Origin of the sequence: Spirosoma spitsbergense DSM 19989, assembly GCF_000374085.1 — a bacterium.
GTDB classification, from domain to species: Bacteria; Bacteroidota; Bacteroidia; order Cytophagales; family Spirosomataceae; genus Spirosoma; species Spirosoma spitsbergense.
This window is the reverse complement of record NZ_KB893550.1, coordinates 1-16,426: the sequence shown is the minus strand read 5'-3', so window position 1 is coordinate 16,426 and position 16,426 is coordinate 1. Positions and strand designations below refer to the sequence as shown.

At 50.5% G+C, this 16,426-nt stretch carries 19 protein-coding genes and 1 pseudogene; 7 read left to right on the top strand and 13 right to left on the bottom strand.

Annotation, left to right across the window (positions count from 1 at the left end; all coding sequences use genetic code 11):
* Positions 1–117 precede the first annotated feature (117 nt).
* The 5 genes from B157_RS0117315 to B157_RS0117295 form a co-directional block, all read right to left on the bottom strand.
* The gene (locus B157_RS0117315) at positions 118–339 is read right to left on the bottom strand and encodes a cupin domain-containing protein (protein WP_020604573.1); all 222 of its coding nucleotides are present in this window, start codon (positions 337–339) and stop codon (positions 118–120) included.
* Complete coding sequence (locus B157_RS0117310; protein ID WP_020604572.1) at positions 332–727, bottom strand: group III truncated hemoglobin; 396 nt, start codon at positions 725–727, stop codon at positions 332–334. The genes B157_RS0117315 and B157_RS0117310 overlap by 8 nt, the downstream gene beginning before the upstream one ends.
* A gap of 89 nt (positions 728–816) precedes the next feature.
* Positions 817–1,254: a carboxymuconolactone decarboxylase family protein gene (locus B157_RS0117305; RefSeq protein WP_020604571.1), complete on the bottom strand. Its 438-nt coding sequence runs from the start codon at positions 1,252–1,254 to the stop codon at positions 817–819.
* Between the two features lie 95 nt (positions 1,255–1,349).
* Positions 1,350–1,628: a hypothetical protein gene (locus tag B157_RS0117300; RefSeq protein ID WP_020604570.1), complete on the bottom strand. Its 279-nt coding sequence runs from the start codon at positions 1,626–1,628 to the stop codon at positions 1,350–1,352.
* A 21-nt stretch (positions 1,629–1,649) separates the two neighbouring features.
* The gene (locus B157_RS0117295; protein WP_211225005.1) at positions 1,650–2,594 is read right to left on the bottom strand and encodes a catalase family peroxidase; all 945 of its coding nucleotides are present in this window, start codon (positions 2,592–2,594) and stop codon (positions 1,650–1,652) included.
* A gap of 475 nt (positions 2,595–3,069) precedes the next feature.
* Here B157_RS0117295 and B157_RS35540 point away from each other — a divergent pair.
* The 4 genes and pseudogenes from B157_RS35540 (at position 3,070) to B157_RS0117275 (ending at position 5,982) form a co-directional block, all read left to right on the top strand.
* Positions 3,070–3,330, top strand: a pseudogene (locus B157_RS35540) (hexameric tyrosine-coordinated heme protein).
* 85 nt (positions 3,331–3,415) lie between these two features.
* Complete coding sequence (wrbA, locus tag B157_RS0117285; protein WP_020604567.1) at positions 3,416–4,027, top strand: NAD(P)H:quinone oxidoreductase; 612 nt, start codon at positions 3,416–3,418, stop codon at positions 4,025–4,027.
* Between the two features lie 18 nt (positions 4,028–4,045).
* Positions 4,046–5,503, top strand: coding sequence for an aldehyde dehydrogenase family protein (locus B157_RS0117280; RefSeq protein WP_020604566.1), 1,458 nt, complete (start codon positions 4,046–4,048; stop codon positions 5,501–5,503).
* Between the two features lie 83 nt (positions 5,504–5,586).
* Complete coding sequence (locus B157_RS0117275) at positions 5,587–5,982, top strand: Rid family hydrolase (protein ID WP_020604565.1); 396 nt, start codon at positions 5,587–5,589, stop codon at positions 5,980–5,982.
* A 247-nt stretch (positions 5,983–6,229) separates the two neighbouring features.
* Here the strand turns inward: B157_RS0117275 and B157_RS0117270 are convergent, their stop codons facing one another.
* The 4 genes from B157_RS0117270 to B157_RS39040 all read right to left on the bottom strand — a co-directional run bounded on the left by B157_RS0117270 (position 6,230) and on the right by B157_RS39040 (position 9,293).
* Positions 6,230–7,537: an NAD(P)/FAD-dependent oxidoreductase gene (locus B157_RS0117270; RefSeq protein ID WP_020604564.1), complete on the bottom strand. Its 1,308-nt coding sequence runs from the start codon at positions 7,535–7,537 to the stop codon at positions 6,230–6,232.
* A 599-nt stretch (positions 7,538–8,136) separates the two neighbouring features.
* Positions 8,137–8,718, bottom strand: coding sequence for an IS630 family transposase (locus tag B157_RS0117265; RefSeq protein ID WP_020604563.1), 582 nt, complete (start codon positions 8,716–8,718; stop codon positions 8,137–8,139).
* The gene (locus B157_RS35535; protein ID WP_020604562.1) at positions 8,715–9,122 is read right to left on the bottom strand and encodes a helix-turn-helix domain-containing protein; all 408 of its coding nucleotides are present in this window, start codon (positions 9,120–9,122) and stop codon (positions 8,715–8,717) included. Before B157_RS35535 ends, B157_RS0117265 begins: the two co-directional genes overlap by 4 nt.
* A complete protein-coding gene (locus tag B157_RS39040; RefSeq protein ID WP_020604561.1) occupies positions 9,123–9,293 on the bottom strand; it encodes a hypothetical protein in 171 nt (56 codons plus the stop codon).
* Positions 9,294–9,741: 448 nt separating this feature from the next.
* Here B157_RS39040 and B157_RS0117250 point away from each other — a divergent pair, with 448 nt between their 5' ends.
* The 3 genes from B157_RS0117250 to B157_RS0117240 all read left to right on the top strand — a co-directional run bounded on the left by B157_RS0117250 (position 9,742) and on the right by B157_RS0117240 (position 12,722).
* A complete protein-coding gene (locus B157_RS0117250; RefSeq protein ID WP_020604560.1) occupies positions 9,742–10,458 on the top strand; it encodes a ferritin-like domain-containing protein in 717 nt (238 codons plus the stop codon).
* Positions 10,459–10,472: 14 nt separating this feature from the next.
* Complete coding sequence (locus tag B157_RS0117245) at positions 10,473–11,216, top strand: ferritin-like domain-containing protein (RefSeq protein WP_020604559.1); 744 nt, start codon at positions 10,473–10,475, stop codon at positions 11,214–11,216.
* A gap of 147 nt (positions 11,217–11,363) precedes the next feature.
* A complete protein-coding gene (locus B157_RS0117240; RefSeq protein WP_026308767.1) occupies positions 11,364–12,722 on the top strand; it encodes a neutral/alkaline non-lysosomal ceramidase N-terminal domain-containing protein in 1,359 nt (452 codons plus the stop codon).
* A gap of 39 nt (positions 12,723–12,761) precedes the next feature.
* Here the strand turns inward: B157_RS0117240 and B157_RS0117235 are convergent, their stop codons facing one another.
* The 4 genes from B157_RS0117235 to B157_RS35530 all read right to left on the bottom strand — a co-directional run.
* Positions 12,762–13,472 (bottom strand): 2-phosphosulfolactate phosphatase, encoded by a 711-nt coding sequence (locus tag B157_RS0117235; protein WP_020604557.1) that lies wholly within the window; start codon positions 13,470–13,472, stop codon positions 12,762–12,764.
* 92 nt (positions 13,473–13,564) lie between these two features.
* The gene (gene gcvT, locus B157_RS0117230) at positions 13,565–14,656 is read right to left on the bottom strand and encodes a glycine cleavage system aminomethyltransferase GcvT (protein WP_020604556.1); all 1,092 of its coding nucleotides are present in this window, start codon (positions 14,654–14,656) and stop codon (positions 13,565–13,567) included.
* A 71-nt stretch (positions 14,657–14,727) separates the two neighbouring features.
* Positions 14,728–16,179, bottom strand: a complete 1,452-nt coding sequence (locus tag B157_RS0117225; protein ID WP_020604555.1) for a TonB family protein — start codon at positions 16,177–16,179, stop codon at positions 14,728–14,730.
* A 54-nt stretch (positions 16,180–16,233) separates the two neighbouring features.
* On the bottom strand, positions 16,234–16,426 hold a 193-nt coding region (locus tag B157_RS35530; RefSeq protein WP_026309141.1), incomplete at its 5' end, for an ISAzo13-like element transposase-related protein.

Below are 16,426 nucleotides of genomic sequence, written 5' to 3'. Positions count from 1 at the left end.
TCAATTGATGCTACTCCCGGCATAAGCTTTGCAAACGTCCATCGGGTAACCCTCAAAACTTAATGGACATGGCATACCGTAATCAAGTTATTTATAACCATAAAACCGGGCAGGAGATTACCTTTCACCCGGCTGAAAGCGCAGCGTCTCGTCGGCCATTGTAATGTCGATTTGTCCGTTGAGGACCAGCACGAACACATCATTGGGGGCGTGGTGGGGCGGCATCCGGTCGCCGGTGCGGAAGGTTTTGGCGAACACTTTCTTACCACCCAAATCGGCCAGTAATAACATAGCGGCTTTACCGGTGGGCGGGGTCGGGGGCAGGCTGTATTTAGTCATGATGAGCCGGTGTTTGGGCAAGCGTATGCAGTTTGGCCTGTAAGACCATCGACATCGTGCGGGCGCGGGTTTTGGCATTTTCGGCCATCGGACCGGCAAAGAGTTTGTCAATGGTCAGGCAGAACAGGCTTGTCCACCGCTCAAACTGAGCCGGTTGCAACGCCTGCTTCAGGTGCAGGTCAACGTGTTTCAGGATGACGTTGCCGTGGTAACGGTTCTGCCCGAAGAGGATGGTTTCCCAGAAATCACCTAACAGCGGAAAATGCGTTTCGGGCTTTACCTGGGCAACGAGCGTAAAAATCGGACCAATCAGTTCGTCGCTGAAAACCCGGCCGTAGAAGGTCTCGACCAACTGGTCGATGTCCGCGCGGTTGCGTATGTCGTGCATGATGATGTCGTTTATCGTTCAATCCCAAAGGTCCCATCCCCGCATGGACCGGGCTTATCACTTATGTTATAAGCCCGGTTGTTTTTATTTCAGACGGGCGTCATCCGGGTGGCGATGCCAATGCGGTTCCAGGCGTTGATGCTAATGATGGCCATGATGAGATTGGCCGTTTCTTTCTCGCCGAAGAGGGCCACGACCTGCTCGTAGGTTTCGTCGGATACCCGCCTGTCGCGGATGAGCGTAACCTCTTCCGTCAGGGCCAGTATTGCCCGCTCGTCATCAGTAAAATAAGAGCTTTCCTCCCAGGCATCGAGGGCGTAAATGCGTTTTTCGGTCTCCCCGTGCGCCCGGGCGTCTTTCGTGTGTGACTGTATGCAGTAGGCGCAGCCGTTGATTTGCGAAGCCCGGATTTTGAGCAGGTCGATTTGGGCGGTTGTCAGACCCGACTCAGCAATATGCTTGTCTATTGCCGTGAGCATCGTATAAAACGTGGGGTCAATCAAACCAATTTTGATGCGCTTTTTCATGCTTATTGTGGTTTTTTTTACGTTTCTTTTGCTGCGTTCTCCAATAGCCCTGACCGCTCCGAAAACGGGGTGATAGCGGGCAAAAACGCTGGATTTTATTCGCGTAGTGTCTGGGCCAGGTCGGCGGCAGGGGTGTCCGCATAGACGCCGTAGGCATTAATCAAAACGCCCTTGATGTGGAACTTGTTCGACGAAATGGCGTACAGTATAGATGCGTCGGCGGGGTCAGTTGGCCCCTCAAAACGATACACGGCATCAATCTGAAAGGCACCCGGTTCCGTCCAGATTACCGAACGGGGGCAGTTCAAATCGGCCCCGTACCCCCGTTGGCCCAACTCCATAATGAGCCAGGAAAGTGTTTCGACTGATTCCATGACGCGGGTGCCGATTGGTGGTTACTGACGATGCTGTACCGAAATAGGATACGCCCTGGACCGGTCGATTAACATAGGGTCGACCAGACTGATGCCGCTGGGAATGCGGTTGGGCATGAACGCCAGTGACCGGTCCTCGGCGGTGGTGTTTGGCGCGAGTTTGTTCAGGGTAATCCGGCCCAGCAACACCCGCTTCCGGGTAGCGGGCCAGGCAATGGATGGATCGTCGGCTTTATCGTCCGGTTCGGCGATCTGCGCGTATAGCCCGAATGAAATTGGCGTTGTTTTCACCCGCTCTTTAATCTCACCACTCAGGTAATTTGGCCCTGCCGATTTTAGCTGTTCCGCTGAGAGAAACTGCTCACCTGCTTCGGGAATAAACTGGTAGCGAATGATGGCCGACTTCCCGGCCTTGTTGGTGAATTTAAAAGCGTTGACCCCGAAATAGGACAGGGTTGCGTAGCTCACCGACGGCGGTTTCTGGGTTGTCACGAAGGTTTTGGCGATGGGGTGAGCCGCCAGAAACTGTTCGATGGGCGTAGGGTGAGCGGCCGTTGAACCACTGGACCCGATAGCCAGCAGGAAAGCTCTGAACTCATCGGTTGTGGCCACCGGAAACCCGTCGAAACTATGCGCTACAATGTCCGTTGCCGAGCCATCCGGCAACTGAAACTTGATGGCCAGCCCCCTCGGATTGGAATCGCCAATGGTGTCGGGAATATCGGGAATGCCCGTAAAGTCCGAGAAACGAACGATAACCGGCACCGTCGTTTTCTGCAGGTGCGGAGCCATCGTAAGCGTACCGGCTCCCGGTGCCGGAGTAAAACTACCCGTCAGAATAATGCCTTTAGCGTGTACTGCGCGGGCATGTTCGTGTTGACCAAATGCCGAGTGCAGGGCATCGACCATCTGGCCGGGCGTAGCTTTCGTGTTTGTTTCCTGGGCTGTTGCGGTTATCGGTATCATAGCGATAAAGAATAAGAGGTTGAAAAATGAGCTGGTACCATGAGCGGTAATTGGTTGGGGTACTTGTAAGTGTTTCATGGGAATGTTTGTATTGATTCAGCCTACATCTGCCAAACCACGTGCCGAACCCGCAGGGAAATTTAGTAACTGGCCAAACACGGCTGGATGGGTCGAGAAGGCTTTTTTCGTCTATTGAACCGCTCAACTCGGTATAAATCGGCTCCAGTTCGATTGGACTTATCGCGAACCGCTCCAGATTTTCTGGACTACCGCTGGACCCATGTTGGCCCCCACAGTCTGTCAGTTTTGATAAAACAGGCCTGATTATCCATCTAATGTAGTTTTCAACTATTGCCCGTCTGTGTGCCCTCTTCGGCACAGTGTTTGGCTTGGGGGTTAACGAGCCGGTTAAGGTGTCATACGCATCTTTCAGATCCTTAGAACCGATTTTCAAGAATCATTTCTATCAAGAATTATGAACCCAACAGCGTTAATTCCTGCCAACAGCCTGCTCACGGTTACGCCCGAAGCAGGTCGTCAGTTAGCGGTTAAAATGCCCAGACTTACTATCTGGGTCACTCAGCCCGACGCGTAGGTTCGGGAGAATTTGCGTGCAGTGTATGCTAATGATGCCATAATACTGATCGTAATTGGGCAAACGGTGGCTATTGAATTTGCTACCATTGCCGCTGCCAACAACTATTGGCGTGAGTATTCTGCAAACAACGTATCCTGAGCTGGATACAGACTACTAGTTTTTAAGACAGCCTGTCTTTATTCTCTGCTCTTTCATTTCCAATCAACCAAAAATCAAACCTGTCATGGCAAAAATTGTGGTTATCTACTATAGTGCGACTGGAACGACGTACAAAATGGCACTCGCTGTTAAAGAGGGAGCTGAAAAAACAGGAGCCGAAGTACGACTTCGGAAAGTACGGGAACTGGCTCCCGATGAAGCGGTTGCCTCGAATGAAGGCTGGTCGAATCACCGGCTTGAGACGCAAAACGTATTGGAAGCAACACTATCCGATCTGGAGTGGGCCGATGCTATTATTCTTGGCGCACCAACGCGCTACGGTGTTCCGGCAGCTCAGCTTAAACAGTTTATTGATACGACCGGCCCGCTCTGGGCACAGGGAAAATTAGTAAACAAAATTGGGTCATCCTTTACGAGCGCAGCAACGACACATGGTGGCCATGAAAGCACGATTCTGGCATTGAACAACACATTTTATCACTGGGGCTGTCTGATCGTCGGACCTGGATACGCCGACCCAATTCAGTTCCAGTCGGGCAATCCCTATGGTACTTCGTTTACGAGTCAAAATGGCACAGTCCCGCCGGATGAGGTAACGTTGAGTGCGGCCCGGTTTCAGGGTCAGCGTGTCGCCGATGTGGCGGCCATGTTCGGACACCAAAAACAGCATAGTTAACGTAAAACAGCTATCGACATGACTCCGTACACCGAGTTGAACAGGCAATTTATCAATGGCAAATGGATTGATGGTAGCACCACGGCTGAGATGCAAAACCTGAATCCCTTTACCGGCAAGGTCATTCACGAACTCCCCTCGGCATCGACAGCCGACGTTGATACGGCTTTCGTTGCAGCCAAACAAGCTTGTGGCTCGTGGGCAGTTACCAACCCACTGGTTCGTCGGGATCTACTGCTCAACGCAGCCCGGATTATTTCTGAACGTCAGGAGGAGTTCATTGACTGGTTGGCTAAGGAAGCGGGTAGTACCTACATAAAAGGGGTCATTGAGGTACAACAGGCCCATGACATCCTAATTGAAGCGGCTTCGTTTCCCACCCGGATGCATGGCCGCACAATGGCATCGACCATCGATGGGAAGGAGTCGTACGTATATAGAAAGCCGTTGGGCGTAGTCAGCCTGATAAGCCCCTGGAATTTTCCGCTGTACCTGTCGATGCGCACCATTGCGCCAGCCCTGGCTGTCGGCAATACGATGGTTGTCAAGCCTTCAGCCGAATCGCTGGTTACAGGAGGGACGATTATTGCCAAGCTGCTGGAAGAAGCCGGTTTTCCCACCGGGGTGTTTAACGTAGTCGTCGGCAAGTCGGACTTGATCGGCGATTATTTCACGGGGCATCCTATCTCGAAAATGGTCTCGTTTACCGGCTCTACGTCAGTGGGGAGAGGTATTGGTCGGATTGCGGGTGAGAACGCAAAAAAGTCAGCCCTTGAACTGGGCGGCAACAACGCCTTTATTGTACTGGACGATGCCGACGTCGATCAGGCCGTTGCCGGAGCCATTTTTGGGCGTTTTCTGCATCAGGGCCAGGTATGTATGGCCACCAACCGAATTCTGATTCACCAGTCGATTTACGAAGAATTCAAAACCAAGTTTGTCGCCCACGCCCGGCAACTGCCTTACGGCGATCCCACCGACAAACAAACGATAATTGGTCCGCTAATTGACAACAAAGCTATCCTGCGTATTCAGTCCATGATTGATGAGTCGATAAAGCAGGGAGCGGTCGTTGAAACGGGTAATCTGGTTCAGGGAAATGTGCTTCAACCCACCGTTTTATCGGGTATGACGATTGATATGCCTATTTTCAAAGACGAGATTTTTGGCCCGGCCGTCGGCATCATGTCGTTCGCAACCGATGAGGAAGCGATCGCGCTGGCCAATGCGACCGACTATGGGCTGAGTGGTGCGCTGCATACCCGCGATGTGTACCGGGGAATGAAGCTTGCCCGTACGGTTGAAACGGGTATGATTCATATCAACGACCAATCGGATAACGACGAAGTGCACGCGCCGTTCGGCGGTGAAAAATTGTCAGGTACCGGACGCTTCGGGGGTGACTTTATTTTAGAGGAAATGACGACCGTTCAGTGGGTAAGCGTCGCCCATGAACCCAGACAGTATCCATTCTAACGAGAACTATTGCACGGCTGCACGTTGAGGAGTAACGGACCTATTTAACGAGTTTACATCATCCATTTTAACCGGTAGAGAATATGAAAACGCACAACAAAGAAGCGCAAAGCCTGGGAATGACCTGGGAAACGGAATACGGATATGCCCAGGCGGTAAAAGCTGGAGAAACGGTTTGGCTGGCGGGGCAAGTGGGCCATGATGATAAGGGGGAGCTTGCTCAGGGAATGGAAGCTCAGATGGTACAGGCCTACGCCAATATCAAAAAACTACTGACGGGATTCGACATGACCATGGATGACGTAACCGAAGAAGTGTTGTATGTTCTAAATGGTCAGGATGCGTATGTGGCCCGAACGAAGCATGGCCGGGAGTTCTATAAAGATCCAATGCAGGTAGCCAGTACGCTAATTACAGTCAACGGATTGGTCTTGCCCAACCAGGTGATTGAAATAAAGATAGTGGCTGTAAAACGCTAAGGAACAGGATTACAACCTCACTGGCTGGCGTAATAATTGCTCACTTTTAGGGGGGCAGTAGACAAGACTAAAATACTGACTCCCAGATTGAAGCCAGCAGGCCACTAACCCTTCCGGGTAATTAGGTACCTGCTCTGTGTATTGCCCAGCAAGCCACTATAACATAGAATCCGCTCCGGCCCACAAATTTAGAGGCTGGAGCGGATTCATTCTAAACTCTATAGTAGGGGAAAGCGGCTATTGTAGACTATGGCCGGGAGACGCTTGTCACTGATTCGACGGGACTATTCTGAAATCGGGCAATCAACCGGGAAGCCCGGCTATAACTGAAATAATTGACTGCCCAGTTAAGCACCGTAGCGGACTTATTACGGAAGCCAACCAGCAAAAGCAGGTGTACGCCCATCCAGAGAAGCCAGGCTATAAAACCCTGGGTGTGCCAGAAGGGCAACTCGACAACCGCTCGGTTCCGCCCAATGACCGCCATAACCCCCTTATTGACATAGCGAAATGGTTGAAGTGGTTGTTTACGATTGAGAGCAACCAGGTTTCTGGCCAGTTGCTGGCCTTGTTGAATAGAGACTGGAGCTAAACCAGGCAGGCCGTGAGGATATGCTGGCATCATTTGCAGTGCATTATCGCCAATCGCAAAAATAGTAGGATAGCCTTCTACCTGATTAAACGCATTGACGATATACCGATTCCCTTTTCCAACACTGGTAGCCGATAAACCCGGAATGATAACTCCTTCAACCCCAGCTGTCCAAAATAAGGTTTTAGCTGGATGGCTCTCGCCGTTGCTGAGCGTTACGACCGTTCCTTCGTAGGATTGGACCAGGGTTTTCAGATGAACAGTTACGCCCATACTACGCAGAAAATGGTATGCTTTCCTGGACGAATCTTCAGCCATGGTGTTCAACAGACGACTGTTTGCCTCAACCAGGTGAATATGCATCTGCTTAATGGGAAGTTCGGGATAATCTTTGGCCAGGACGATATCGCGTAGCTCGGCGATGGCCCCGGCCAATTCGACTCCCGTTGGGCCACCTCCGGCAATGACGATATTGAGTTGCTCCATCTGTTGCTGCTTGTCCAGAAGCTCCAGTGCTCGTTCGCCATTTTCTAATAGGTGACTTCTTAGTGCCAGCGCGTTTCTCACCGTCTTCATGGGTAGCGCATGTCGTGTCAATTCTTCATTCCCATAAAAATTAGCCTGCGAACCACTTGCCAGTATCAGGTAGTCGTACCGTAATAGCCCGATGGTGGTTTCAAGTTGATTCTGTTGGGGATCAATGCGTAGCACCTCCGCCATTCGGAAAAAGAAATTCCGTTGCTCGCTAAAGATTTCGCGCACGGGTTCCGCGATGGCATCCGGTTCCAGCCCAGCCGTCGCTACCTGGTAAAGCAGGGGTAAGAACGTATGGTAATTGTTCTTATCGAGTAACACCAGCTGAAATGGTTTTCCTTTCAGGGACTTAGCCAGTTGTATGCCCCCAAAACCACTGCCAACAATGACAACGCGGGGTAAAATAGACTTTGGAAGATTAATATCCATCACCGGATTTAGTTTTGCGTGAGGAAACTCTTTATTAGTACCTAAGGCCAGTTGTAAACGCGGTCACATGCACTGATCCGCTACACTGGGGTCATTGCGATAATTGTGCTGTTCCATGAAGTGACCGCTTGACAAAATGGGACTATCCTGCAAAGCAATTGTTCGTCTGGCGGACGCCACGACATCAAGTCGGTTTTGAACAGCGACAACATAAATGCCCTTTGCTTCCAGCAGGGGAACGACTTTGGCCAGCTTGACCCATCACCGAAGGCCCCGTGAACGAGAACTATCTTTTTCATGCCAGATAGTCTTGATTTAATTTGTATTCCTTCGGCTGTTGGGAGCGGTGTGCGAAGTGATACGCGTAGCGCGATGCGGTTGGAGGTAAACATGTCTTCTGGATCTAGTCAACTATCCATTGACGATTTTTATGCCAATACCACTTCTTCACCAAGAATCACTGAAAAAGACTTATTTGTGTGTCTCAAGACTCTTTTGCATTGTCTGTACGAGAACAATGGCACTTTACAAGCGTCTAACTCTTTTGGATATGTGGATAAACTCTCCAAAATTTTCGAAGGTTAAGTACTTGGACATAATTAATTAAATGCAACCCGAAACGTATCCCCAAAACCCGCCCATATTTCAGCTAATGCCGCTTTTAAGGTTGCTAAATCGGCATAGTCAGTCGGCTTTAGCCATCGTTGCTTGGCTTTTAGCCACAACCGTTCAATTCGATTCAAGTGAGGACTGTAGGCAGGCAAAAAAAATACATATAGGTTCTCCGATTCCCAACCGGCCAAACAATCCTTGACAAGTTTAGAGTGATGAATCCGGGCATTATCCAGCACTAAAACTGTCGGTTTCCTCAGGCCCCTGCGCCAGGAATTGATTGCTTCGACAACAAACTCAGCCTTCATGGTGCCTTCTTTAGAAACAGTGTGAACCTGATCGCCGGTCGATTTCATGAACCCCAAAACATTTACTTGCTTGCCCCGTTGGGGTAAAATTCGAATCGGTTCATCGGCAAATTGCCAACCATATGGTACATTCATATTCAGCGGAAATCCGGCTTCATCACCAAAATATAAATCAATGTGATCCTGATTATCAAGTTCATACAGGTAAGCCAAGCGGTCAACTTTGTCGGTATACTCTAGGGAATCCTGCTTGCTTTTCAAGCACTTGCGCCACCGTCGCCAAGAGGCCTTACCGCCCGGCGGCCCGGCAAACTTTTTAAAAATCGTTTTAAGGTCTTTTCTGAGAATTCTTTGGCTAATTCGGCCTTCAACTCGGTTCGTACGAGTTTCAAATGTTGGGGGTTAAGTTGTACTTTAGCTTTAATAAGTGCAAAATCAGTTGAGACCAGAATCGCCTTACGACCTTGTCCGGCTTGGTTTCGTAAGCCGACAATACACTTGGTTTCCCACGCTGTGAGCCAGTTACTAATGGTGGCATGAGAAACATTAAAAATAGTTTTTAGCGCTGCCATGTCCTGGCCTTGATGGCTCACGGCGTGCTGTCTTTTATTTTCAACGTGGTCATCATTGCGCTCACCATCAGCAGCCTTTCTAACTAACGGCAATCAGCGCGCCGATTTATCAGGGCGAGCCTGTTTTTTCGCCTGTTCCTGCTCATAGGCTTCGCGCTGACGCTTGTCGGCGATGAGGTTACGGTATAATCCGTTCAGAACGTATAAATCATCGACTTCGTCGATTAATCGGTGAAGATGTTCACGCACCTGCGTAATATTCATGGCATTGGGTAAATTTATTTCAGTACTCCGTACCGTTGGGGCTACCCTGCAAAAAAACTGTGTACACGGATGTTTTGCGGGGTAGCCCCTGAAAACGGTTGGGAGACCACTTGTTCAAAAACGATAACACAACGCAATGTGCCTGATATAGTTCTTTTACAGGCTGATTTTTTGTTCTATTCTGACGCTTTACGACACGCGTATCTGCCTGGTTTGACTGGGCTGCTGGATGTTTATTTGGCACAAAAAGGTTACGAAAGCTTTCTTTGCTTCGACTCACAACTGTTAACTGTCAACCATAAAACGGTGCCGCAGAGAATTGCTATTCCATCTCCCGGCGAATTTTCCGACCATCTGGTTCCATTTTTTATTCCGGTTGAAAATCTAAAATTCCGGGATTACCGTAAGTGTACCGAACGCTTGGCTGTTCAAAACCGAATTATCCTGTATGAAAAAGCAACAAGAAGAAGTAAGCCTGGGCATGTTGCCGGGTCAATTAGAGCCGGTACGAGTAGGGCGCCGGCTATTCCTGCGCTACGCTGGTGCCTTTGCAACCGGTGGTGCTATTCTGGCTTCCTGCAAGAATGGTGAAGAAAACCCAACTACGGTAATGGCTCCGGTTGATTTAGGTTCGGGGGATGTTAGTATTCTGAATTATGCCTACGCACTGGAACAACTGGAAGCGGCTTTCTATACGCAGGTAATCGCTACACCTTACAGTGGCATGACGGATGCGGAGAAAACGCTCCTGACCGATATTCGCAATCACGAAATTATCCACCGTGAGTTTTTCAAGGCTGCTCTTGGCGCCAATGCTATTGCTGCCCTGACCCCAAACTTCACGACCATTACGTTTACTGACCGGTCAAGTGTACTCAATACAGCCAAAGCCTTTGAAGATTTAGGCGTATCGGCATACAACGGTGCGGGTTCTTTGATCAAAGATGTGAACTACCTGGCATTAGCCGGAAAGATCGTATCGGTAGAAGCCCGTCACGCAGCAGCCATCCGCGATCTGCTGAATCCGAAATCAGCTGATTTCGCTGGTGACGATATTGTAGCACCTGCAACGGGTCTTGATAAAGCAGATGCCCCGTCTGTTGTGCTACCCATTGCTCAAACGTATGTAAAAACGCAGATTACCGCCACTAACCTTCCGAAGTAAACCTGAACAACGCTATGAATTTATTTAAGATAATCTCTGATATAGAGCAGATTGACCCGGAAGTTAGTGAGCGTTACAGCTTTTACTCACGTCGGAATCTTCTCAAGTTTGGCTCCAATCTGGTAGCCGCTGGTATTCCGGCTATCGTTGCAGGCAGCCTGAACAAAGCACTGGCTCAGTCGGGTGCTCCTTCTGCAGCCGCTGTCGCTACATTACAGTTTGCTCTTACACTGGAGTACCTGGAAGACGAATTTTACCGCATGGGTCTGGCCGCTTCCGGTCTTATCCCGGCTGCCGATACAAAAGTAATTGCCCAGATCAGCAAGCACGAGGCTGCCCACGTAGCCTTGTTGAAAGGTGCGCTGGGAACAGCAGCCCCAGCCAAGCCAACGTTTAAGTACCCAACCGGTACCTTCACCAGTTATGCCACGTTTCTGGCCACAGCCCGCGCGCTGGAAGATACGGGTGTAGCCGCTTACAAAGGACAGGCGGGTGAACTGATCAACGATAAAGCCATCCTGACAACAGCCCTGCAAATCCACTCGGTCGAAGCGCGCCATGCGTCGGAAGTCCGTCGGATACTGGGCCTGAAAGGCTGGGTTTCTGATCCGGCTCAAACAACATTTACTCAGGGAGGGGTTGCTTTAAAAACGTTGCCAAACACAACTGGCTTCACCGATGATTCATTCCGGGAAGCATTTGACGAGCCTTTGACCAAAGCTGCGGTTTTGGCCATTGCGGCCCCATTTCTTGGGTAGTAGTATATAATAGGGAGACCGGGAAACCGGTAGGGTGACGGAAGGCATCGGGGATTTTCCCTGGTGCCTTTTTTTGTCCCCTACTTTTCCAATCCGTCGCTTTTTTCGTTGCTTGCGTTAAAATTCGCCATCTCTGGCGGCTCCGGCATGAAATTCCTTCGTATTTTCCTGAAAGTGCTGTTAGCACTATTTGTCTTAATCCTGGTGTTCCTGGCAGTTAGCCTGGCCCCGGTTGATGATACGCCTTATCAGCAAATGGCGTATTACCAGCAAACAAAACAACGCCTGGAACAACTGCCTGCACCACCACCCGCAACGGAGCCGTTGCGGGCGGGCTGGGCGAAAATGAACATTACACCCCCTTACACTACGCCTACCGGTGGTTACGGTGCCCGCCGGGGTAAGCATTGGCACATCGTCAGCGATTCCATTTTTGTCCGGGCTATTGTGTTAACTAACGGTAGTATGAAGGTGGCGATTGTTGGTTTGGACCTGCTGATTACTCCGCCCACGGTGGTTGCATCGTTGAAAAAACGACTGCCGGAAGTAGGGCTTCGGTGGGAGAACATGTACATGGGCGCCATCCATTCGCATAACAGCATTGGCGGTTGGGCACCGGGGCTGGTCGGCGAATTGATTGCTGGTGAATACGACGAAAAAATCGTGACCCGCATTACCGACGGGGTGTTGAATGCCATTCGCGAGGCTCAAAAAACGATGGCTCCCGTACAGGTTGGTTTTGGACAGACGGATGCAACGGATCATATCTATAACCGACTTGGAAACTCCGGCCCGACCCGCCCGCTTGACGGGCTGATCCGGCTATTAAAACTACAGAAGACTACCACGGGCGAATCGGCCCTGCTTTGTACGTTTGCGGGTCATGCCACGCTGTTTGAGGATAGTATGTGGAACTACCTCAGTCGCGATTACCCCGGTTCGCTGGTTGATCGTCTGGAAAAGAAATCGGCGGATTTTGCTGTCTTTCTGGCAGGGGCAGTGGGTAGTACCGGACCCGAAGCAAAGGGGAATACCGATTTTGCCGAAATTCGGAATTACGCCGGTGACCTAGCCAACCGCATTGAGCGAACCGTACCTACTATCCAGACTCAGTCCGACAGTAGTCTGGCCATTCTGACGCTGCCGCTGGATTTGCGCGAACCCCACCCGCGGGTCATTGGCAACTGGCGGGTGAGGCCCTGGTTGTTTTACAGCGTATACGGCGATTATCCATCCGATCTGAAAGCTCTGCGCGTTGGCCAGACCGTACTATTGGGAACTCCCTGCGATTTTTCGGGGGAGTTTGTGGCAGATTTTACCCCATTGGCCAAAAAGAAAGCGGTCAATCTGATGATTACCAGTTTTGAAGGAGGCTACATTGGCTATGTAACGCCCGATGCCTACTATAACCGCTCAACCTACGAAGTGCGCGACATGAACTGGTTCGGCCCCTACAACGGGGCTTATTTTGAGGAAATGATGATGGGGCTGCTGAAAAAAATATAGCCGTTCCTGGAACAGGAACGGCTATATACGCACCGAATATCAGGCATTCATCTTCACCAGCGCATTGCCTCTAAGCACTGGAACAACATCGTAGAGGTTGTGCTGGAGGCAGTAAGGAATATCTTTCTGGATTCCTAGCCGCTGGAGCCTGCGAATGTGGGACGCATTGGCCATGTAAGTCATCAGATTGCTCTTGCCCTCACTATATAACCGCCAGGCCATAATGGCGCTGTCTTCGGCCATGGCATAGCTGTCTTTCAGGCGTTCGACCAACGCACCGGCAAACAGGGTATCTTCCAGATTGACGCGGCCTTTCCAGCCCGCACAAAGCACCATGACATCGTATCCTTCGGTTTTGAGGTAACGGACAATAGCGTCCAGATTCAGGAACGACCCCACCAGTACTTTCACTGCCGACCGGGAGCGGGTTATGGCCAGTGTACCGTTGGTGGTGGTCATGGCCACGTTGGCCCCCCGGATGCGCTGGTCCATGTACGTGAACGGTGAATTATCCAGTTCAAATCCATCAACTTTCTTTGCATTACGTTCGGCAGCGGCCAGATAGCCCCGTTCCTGCCACTGGCGGCATTCCTCAACGGTGGCCACCGGAATAATACTATTCACGCCATACGCAAAGGCCGTTACCATACACGAAGTAGCCCGAAATACATCGGCAACCACAACAATCGTGTTTTCGATGGTATGCAGGTGCAATAGGTCGGGAGTTAAGCAAACGTCAATTTGTTTCATAGGAGCTGAACCGGGATTTTAGCAAGATTCAAATGATTTACAGGATGCTGGGAAAATCTTGTCTAATCGTTTAAATCCCGCTAAAATCCTGGTTATTTTTTCACGAAGGGAAGTTTAACGACCTGGGCTTTGAGCAATTTGCCCCGGACATTTACAAAAATTTCGGAGCCGGGTTTGCTGAAGGCCGTTTGCACGTAACCCAGTCCAACACCTTTGCCCAGCGTGGGCGACTGGGTGCCGGACGTTACCTCACCAATGGGAGTGCCCTCGGCATCGGTCAGTTCGTAATGTCCACGCGGAACACCCCGGTCCAGTAGCTGGAAGCCAACCAGTTTACGCGGTACACCCTGTTCTTTTTGCGCTTTCAGCGCATCGGCATCAATGAACGGATGGGTGAACTTGGTAACCCAGCCCAGACCCGCTTCAATGGGTGATGTTTCGTCGGTGATGTCGTTGCCGTACAGGTTGTAGCCCATTTCGAGCCGCAGCGTGTCGCGGGCACCGAGGCCGATGGGCTTGATACCGTAGGGCTCGCCCGCCTGCATGATGGCCTTCCAGACGATTTCTGCCTGGTGGCTGGACACGTAAATTTCAAAGCCCCCCGCGCCCGTGTACCCCGTTGCGGATACAATGACATTGGCGCATCCGGCGAAATCGGTTTTCTCGAAGGTATAATATGCCATCGAATCCAGATCGGCTTCGGTGAGGGATTGTAACGCTTTAGCAGCCAGTGGTCCCTGCACGGCAAACAAACACATATCGTCCGATACATTGACCATTGTCAAGATGTAATCCGATGCGTGCTGACTGATCCAGTTCCAGTCTTTTTCGATATTGGATGCGTTTACGACGAGCATATATTCCAGCTCATTGATGCGGTACACCAGCAGGTCATCCACAATGCCGCCCCGGCCATTAGGCAGGTAGCTATATTGTACTTTGCCATCGAACAATACACTGGCATCGTTGGCCGAAACGCGCTGAATCAAATCCAGGGCTCCTTCCCCTTTGAGGATAAACTCGCCCATGTGTGAGACATCGAAAATGCCGACACTATTCCGGACGGTATTGTGTTCGTCGAGGTCGGAGGAGTAGCGAACGGGCATCTGGAAACCCGCGAACGGCACAATTTTAGCGCCTGCCTGTTGGTGAATGTGATGAAGGGGAACCTGCTTTAGCGACATGTATACGGATATTATCGGGCAAAAATACAAACGTATCCACGGGTTTCAACTTGTATGCCTCATGAAATCCATCAGTACAGACTGAAGTTGATCGGCAGGTTGTATTTAACCCGTACCTTTTGCCCCCGCTGTACCCCCGGTTTCCAGCGTCCGCTCATCTTTTTGACCACCCGAAGGGCTTCCTGATCCACATCGGGGTGGACGCCCTTCAAAACGGTATAATCGCACAGGGTACCATCCGTACACACCACGAAGCTGACAAATACTTTCCCCTGCACACCCGCTTTCTGGGCGTTAACGGGATACTGAAGGTTTTCGCTCAGGAACTTTCCCAAGCCGGCCATACCTTCCGGAAATTCCGGTTGCTGCTCAATAACACCGTAGAATACAGTGTCAGCCTGACCCGTGCGGTTTTTACCACCCTTAAACGCACCATCCCAGTACGTCTCTTTGTAGAAATAAGAGCCATCGGCGTACCGACCAGACCAGTCACCGTGTTTAAGTCCGTTTTTGAAGCTCCCCTGTTCAATGAAATTCGTGTACTGGATGGTGTCATTGCACGATTTTCGGCGGGCTATAAACGTAGCTTGTCCATTTCCATCGGCTACCAGTTGCTTTCCGGTATTATCCCAGAACGCAATGACCTTATCCTGTTGGGGAGCCCCAATTTGCTTATCCCTGGCTCCGGTCCGGATTTCTTTAATTTGTCCATTCGGGTACCAGGATGTTAACGCATCAGTAGAATCCAGAGATTCAATTTTACGGGCTACCATGCCAACTGGGTAATAGACGAACTCATCGTCAACCCGTTTCCCATTTTTGTAGTAGGCCTGACGAAAGCGGTTTCCATCTTCATCAGTTTCAACCAGCAGGCCTTCCCACCGTAAATCCGCGTTTTGATGGCCTACCTGATGCACCCACTTTCCGGCATCATTCTGATACGATTTTAATTTACGGATAAGTGGCGACCGGTTAATTTCCTTCCAGGATTTTCCCTTCTGTTCGTACAGGACAATATAACCCGCCGGCTGGCCTTCGGCACTAATCAACGTGCTCTGTTTGTAACGGGCCTGTGTACTGTCTACGAGTTTGGAGTCCGCATCGAAGTACAGGATTTTTGCTCCGTTCTGGTAAACGAAGGGCGTGTTTTTGGCGAACGCGACGGGTATAACCGTTTGCTGCCGCACGACCTGTCCTCCTTTTTTGGCGGGTTTCCAGGCCTGAAAAAGTGAAACAGCCCGCACGGCTTCACGGTCCAGATCGGGGTGCAGGCCTTTTAGCACGGTAACCGACGATAAGCGTCCATCCGGTTCCACAACGGCACTCAGGATCGCGCGACCTCCTATACCCTCGGCTTCAATGGGGGTGGGTTTACGAAGATTGGTCTGGAGATACGTGTTCAGAAATGACATACCCCCGCGTGGCTGTGCAGTGCTGTCTACTTCAAATTCTTTGTAAACAGGCTGCTGGGCAAAAGAAGGAAAACAAAACAGCAACAGGAGTGGAAGCAAACGAACGTTCATAGTGGAATAGTTTTTACCCCACAATAAGTAATGCTGATAAAATAAGGTGACATTTTAAGCAAGTACGAGATAGGTAAGTTGTGGATTGATTGGATGAGGGCGAATGCGGGTCAGGTCAATTTCCGACCGCGCCGTTTTTAGTCCCTTTTCGTATTGCTTTTCCACTATTCGTACCACTACCGACAATCCTGTTTGAGTGGAAGTCTGGCTAATCAGGTTGCGGACCGTTTCGTAATCCCATAAAATT

Excerpts from the sequence above, each read along its gene's own strand:
- B157_RS0117275 (WP_020604565.1), top strand. The coding sequence starts at position 5,587 with ATGAAAACGCACAACAAAGAAGCGCAAAGCCTGGGAATGACCTGGGAA.
- B157_RS0117240 (WP_026308767.1), top strand. The coding sequence starts at position 11,364 with ATGAAATTCCTTCGTATTTTCCTGAAAGTGCTGTTAGCACTATTTGTC.
- B157_RS0117295 (WP_211225005.1), bottom strand. The coding sequence starts at position 2,594 with ATGATACCGATAACCGCAACAGCCCAGGAAACAAACACGAAAGCTACG.
- B157_RS0117250 (WP_020604560.1), top strand. The coding sequence starts at position 9,742 with ATGAAAAAGCAACAAGAAGAAGTAAGCCTGGGCATGTTGCCGGGTCAA.
- B157_RS0117315 (WP_020604573.1), bottom strand. The coding sequence starts at position 339 with ATGACTAAATACAGCCTGCCCCCGACCCCGCCCACCGGTAAAGCCGCT.
- B157_RS0117270 (WP_020604564.1), bottom strand. The coding sequence starts at position 7,537 with ATGGATATTAATCTTCCAAAGTCTATTTTACCCCGCGTTGTCATTGTT.
- B157_RS0117300 (WP_020604570.1), bottom strand. The coding sequence starts at position 1,628 with ATGGAATCAGTCGAAACACTTTCCTGGCTCATTATGGAGTTGGGCCAA.
- B157_RS0117305 (WP_020604571.1), bottom strand. The coding sequence starts at position 1,254 with ATGAAAAAGCGCATCAAAATTGGTTTGATTGACCCCACGTTTTATACG.
- B157_RS0117280 (WP_020604566.1), top strand. The coding sequence starts at position 4,046 with ATGACTCCGTACACCGAGTTGAACAGGCAATTTATCAATGGCAAATGG.
- B157_RS0117225 (WP_020604555.1), bottom strand. The coding sequence starts at position 16,179 with ATGAACGTTCGTTTGCTTCCACTCCTGTTGCTGTTTTGTTTTCCTTCT.
- gcvT (WP_020604556.1), bottom strand. The coding sequence starts at position 14,656 with ATGTCGCTAAAGCAGGTTCCCCTTCATCACATTCACCAACAGGCAGGC.
- B157_RS0117235 (WP_020604557.1), bottom strand. The coding sequence starts at position 13,472 with ATGAAACAAATTGACGTTTGCTTAACTCCCGACCTATTGCACCTGCAT.
- B157_RS0117245 (WP_020604559.1), top strand. The coding sequence starts at position 10,473 with ATGAATTTATTTAAGATAATCTCTGATATAGAGCAGATTGACCCGGAA.
- B157_RS39040 (WP_020604561.1), bottom strand. The coding sequence starts at position 9,293 with ATGAATATTACGCAGGTGCGTGAACATCTTCACCGATTAATCGACGAA.
- B157_RS0117310 (WP_020604572.1), bottom strand. The coding sequence starts at position 727 with ATGCACGACATACGCAACCGCGCGGACATCGACCAGTTGGTCGAGACC.
- wrbA (WP_020604567.1), top strand. The coding sequence starts at position 3,416 with ATGGCAAAAATTGTGGTTATCTACTATAGTGCGACTGGAACGACGTAC.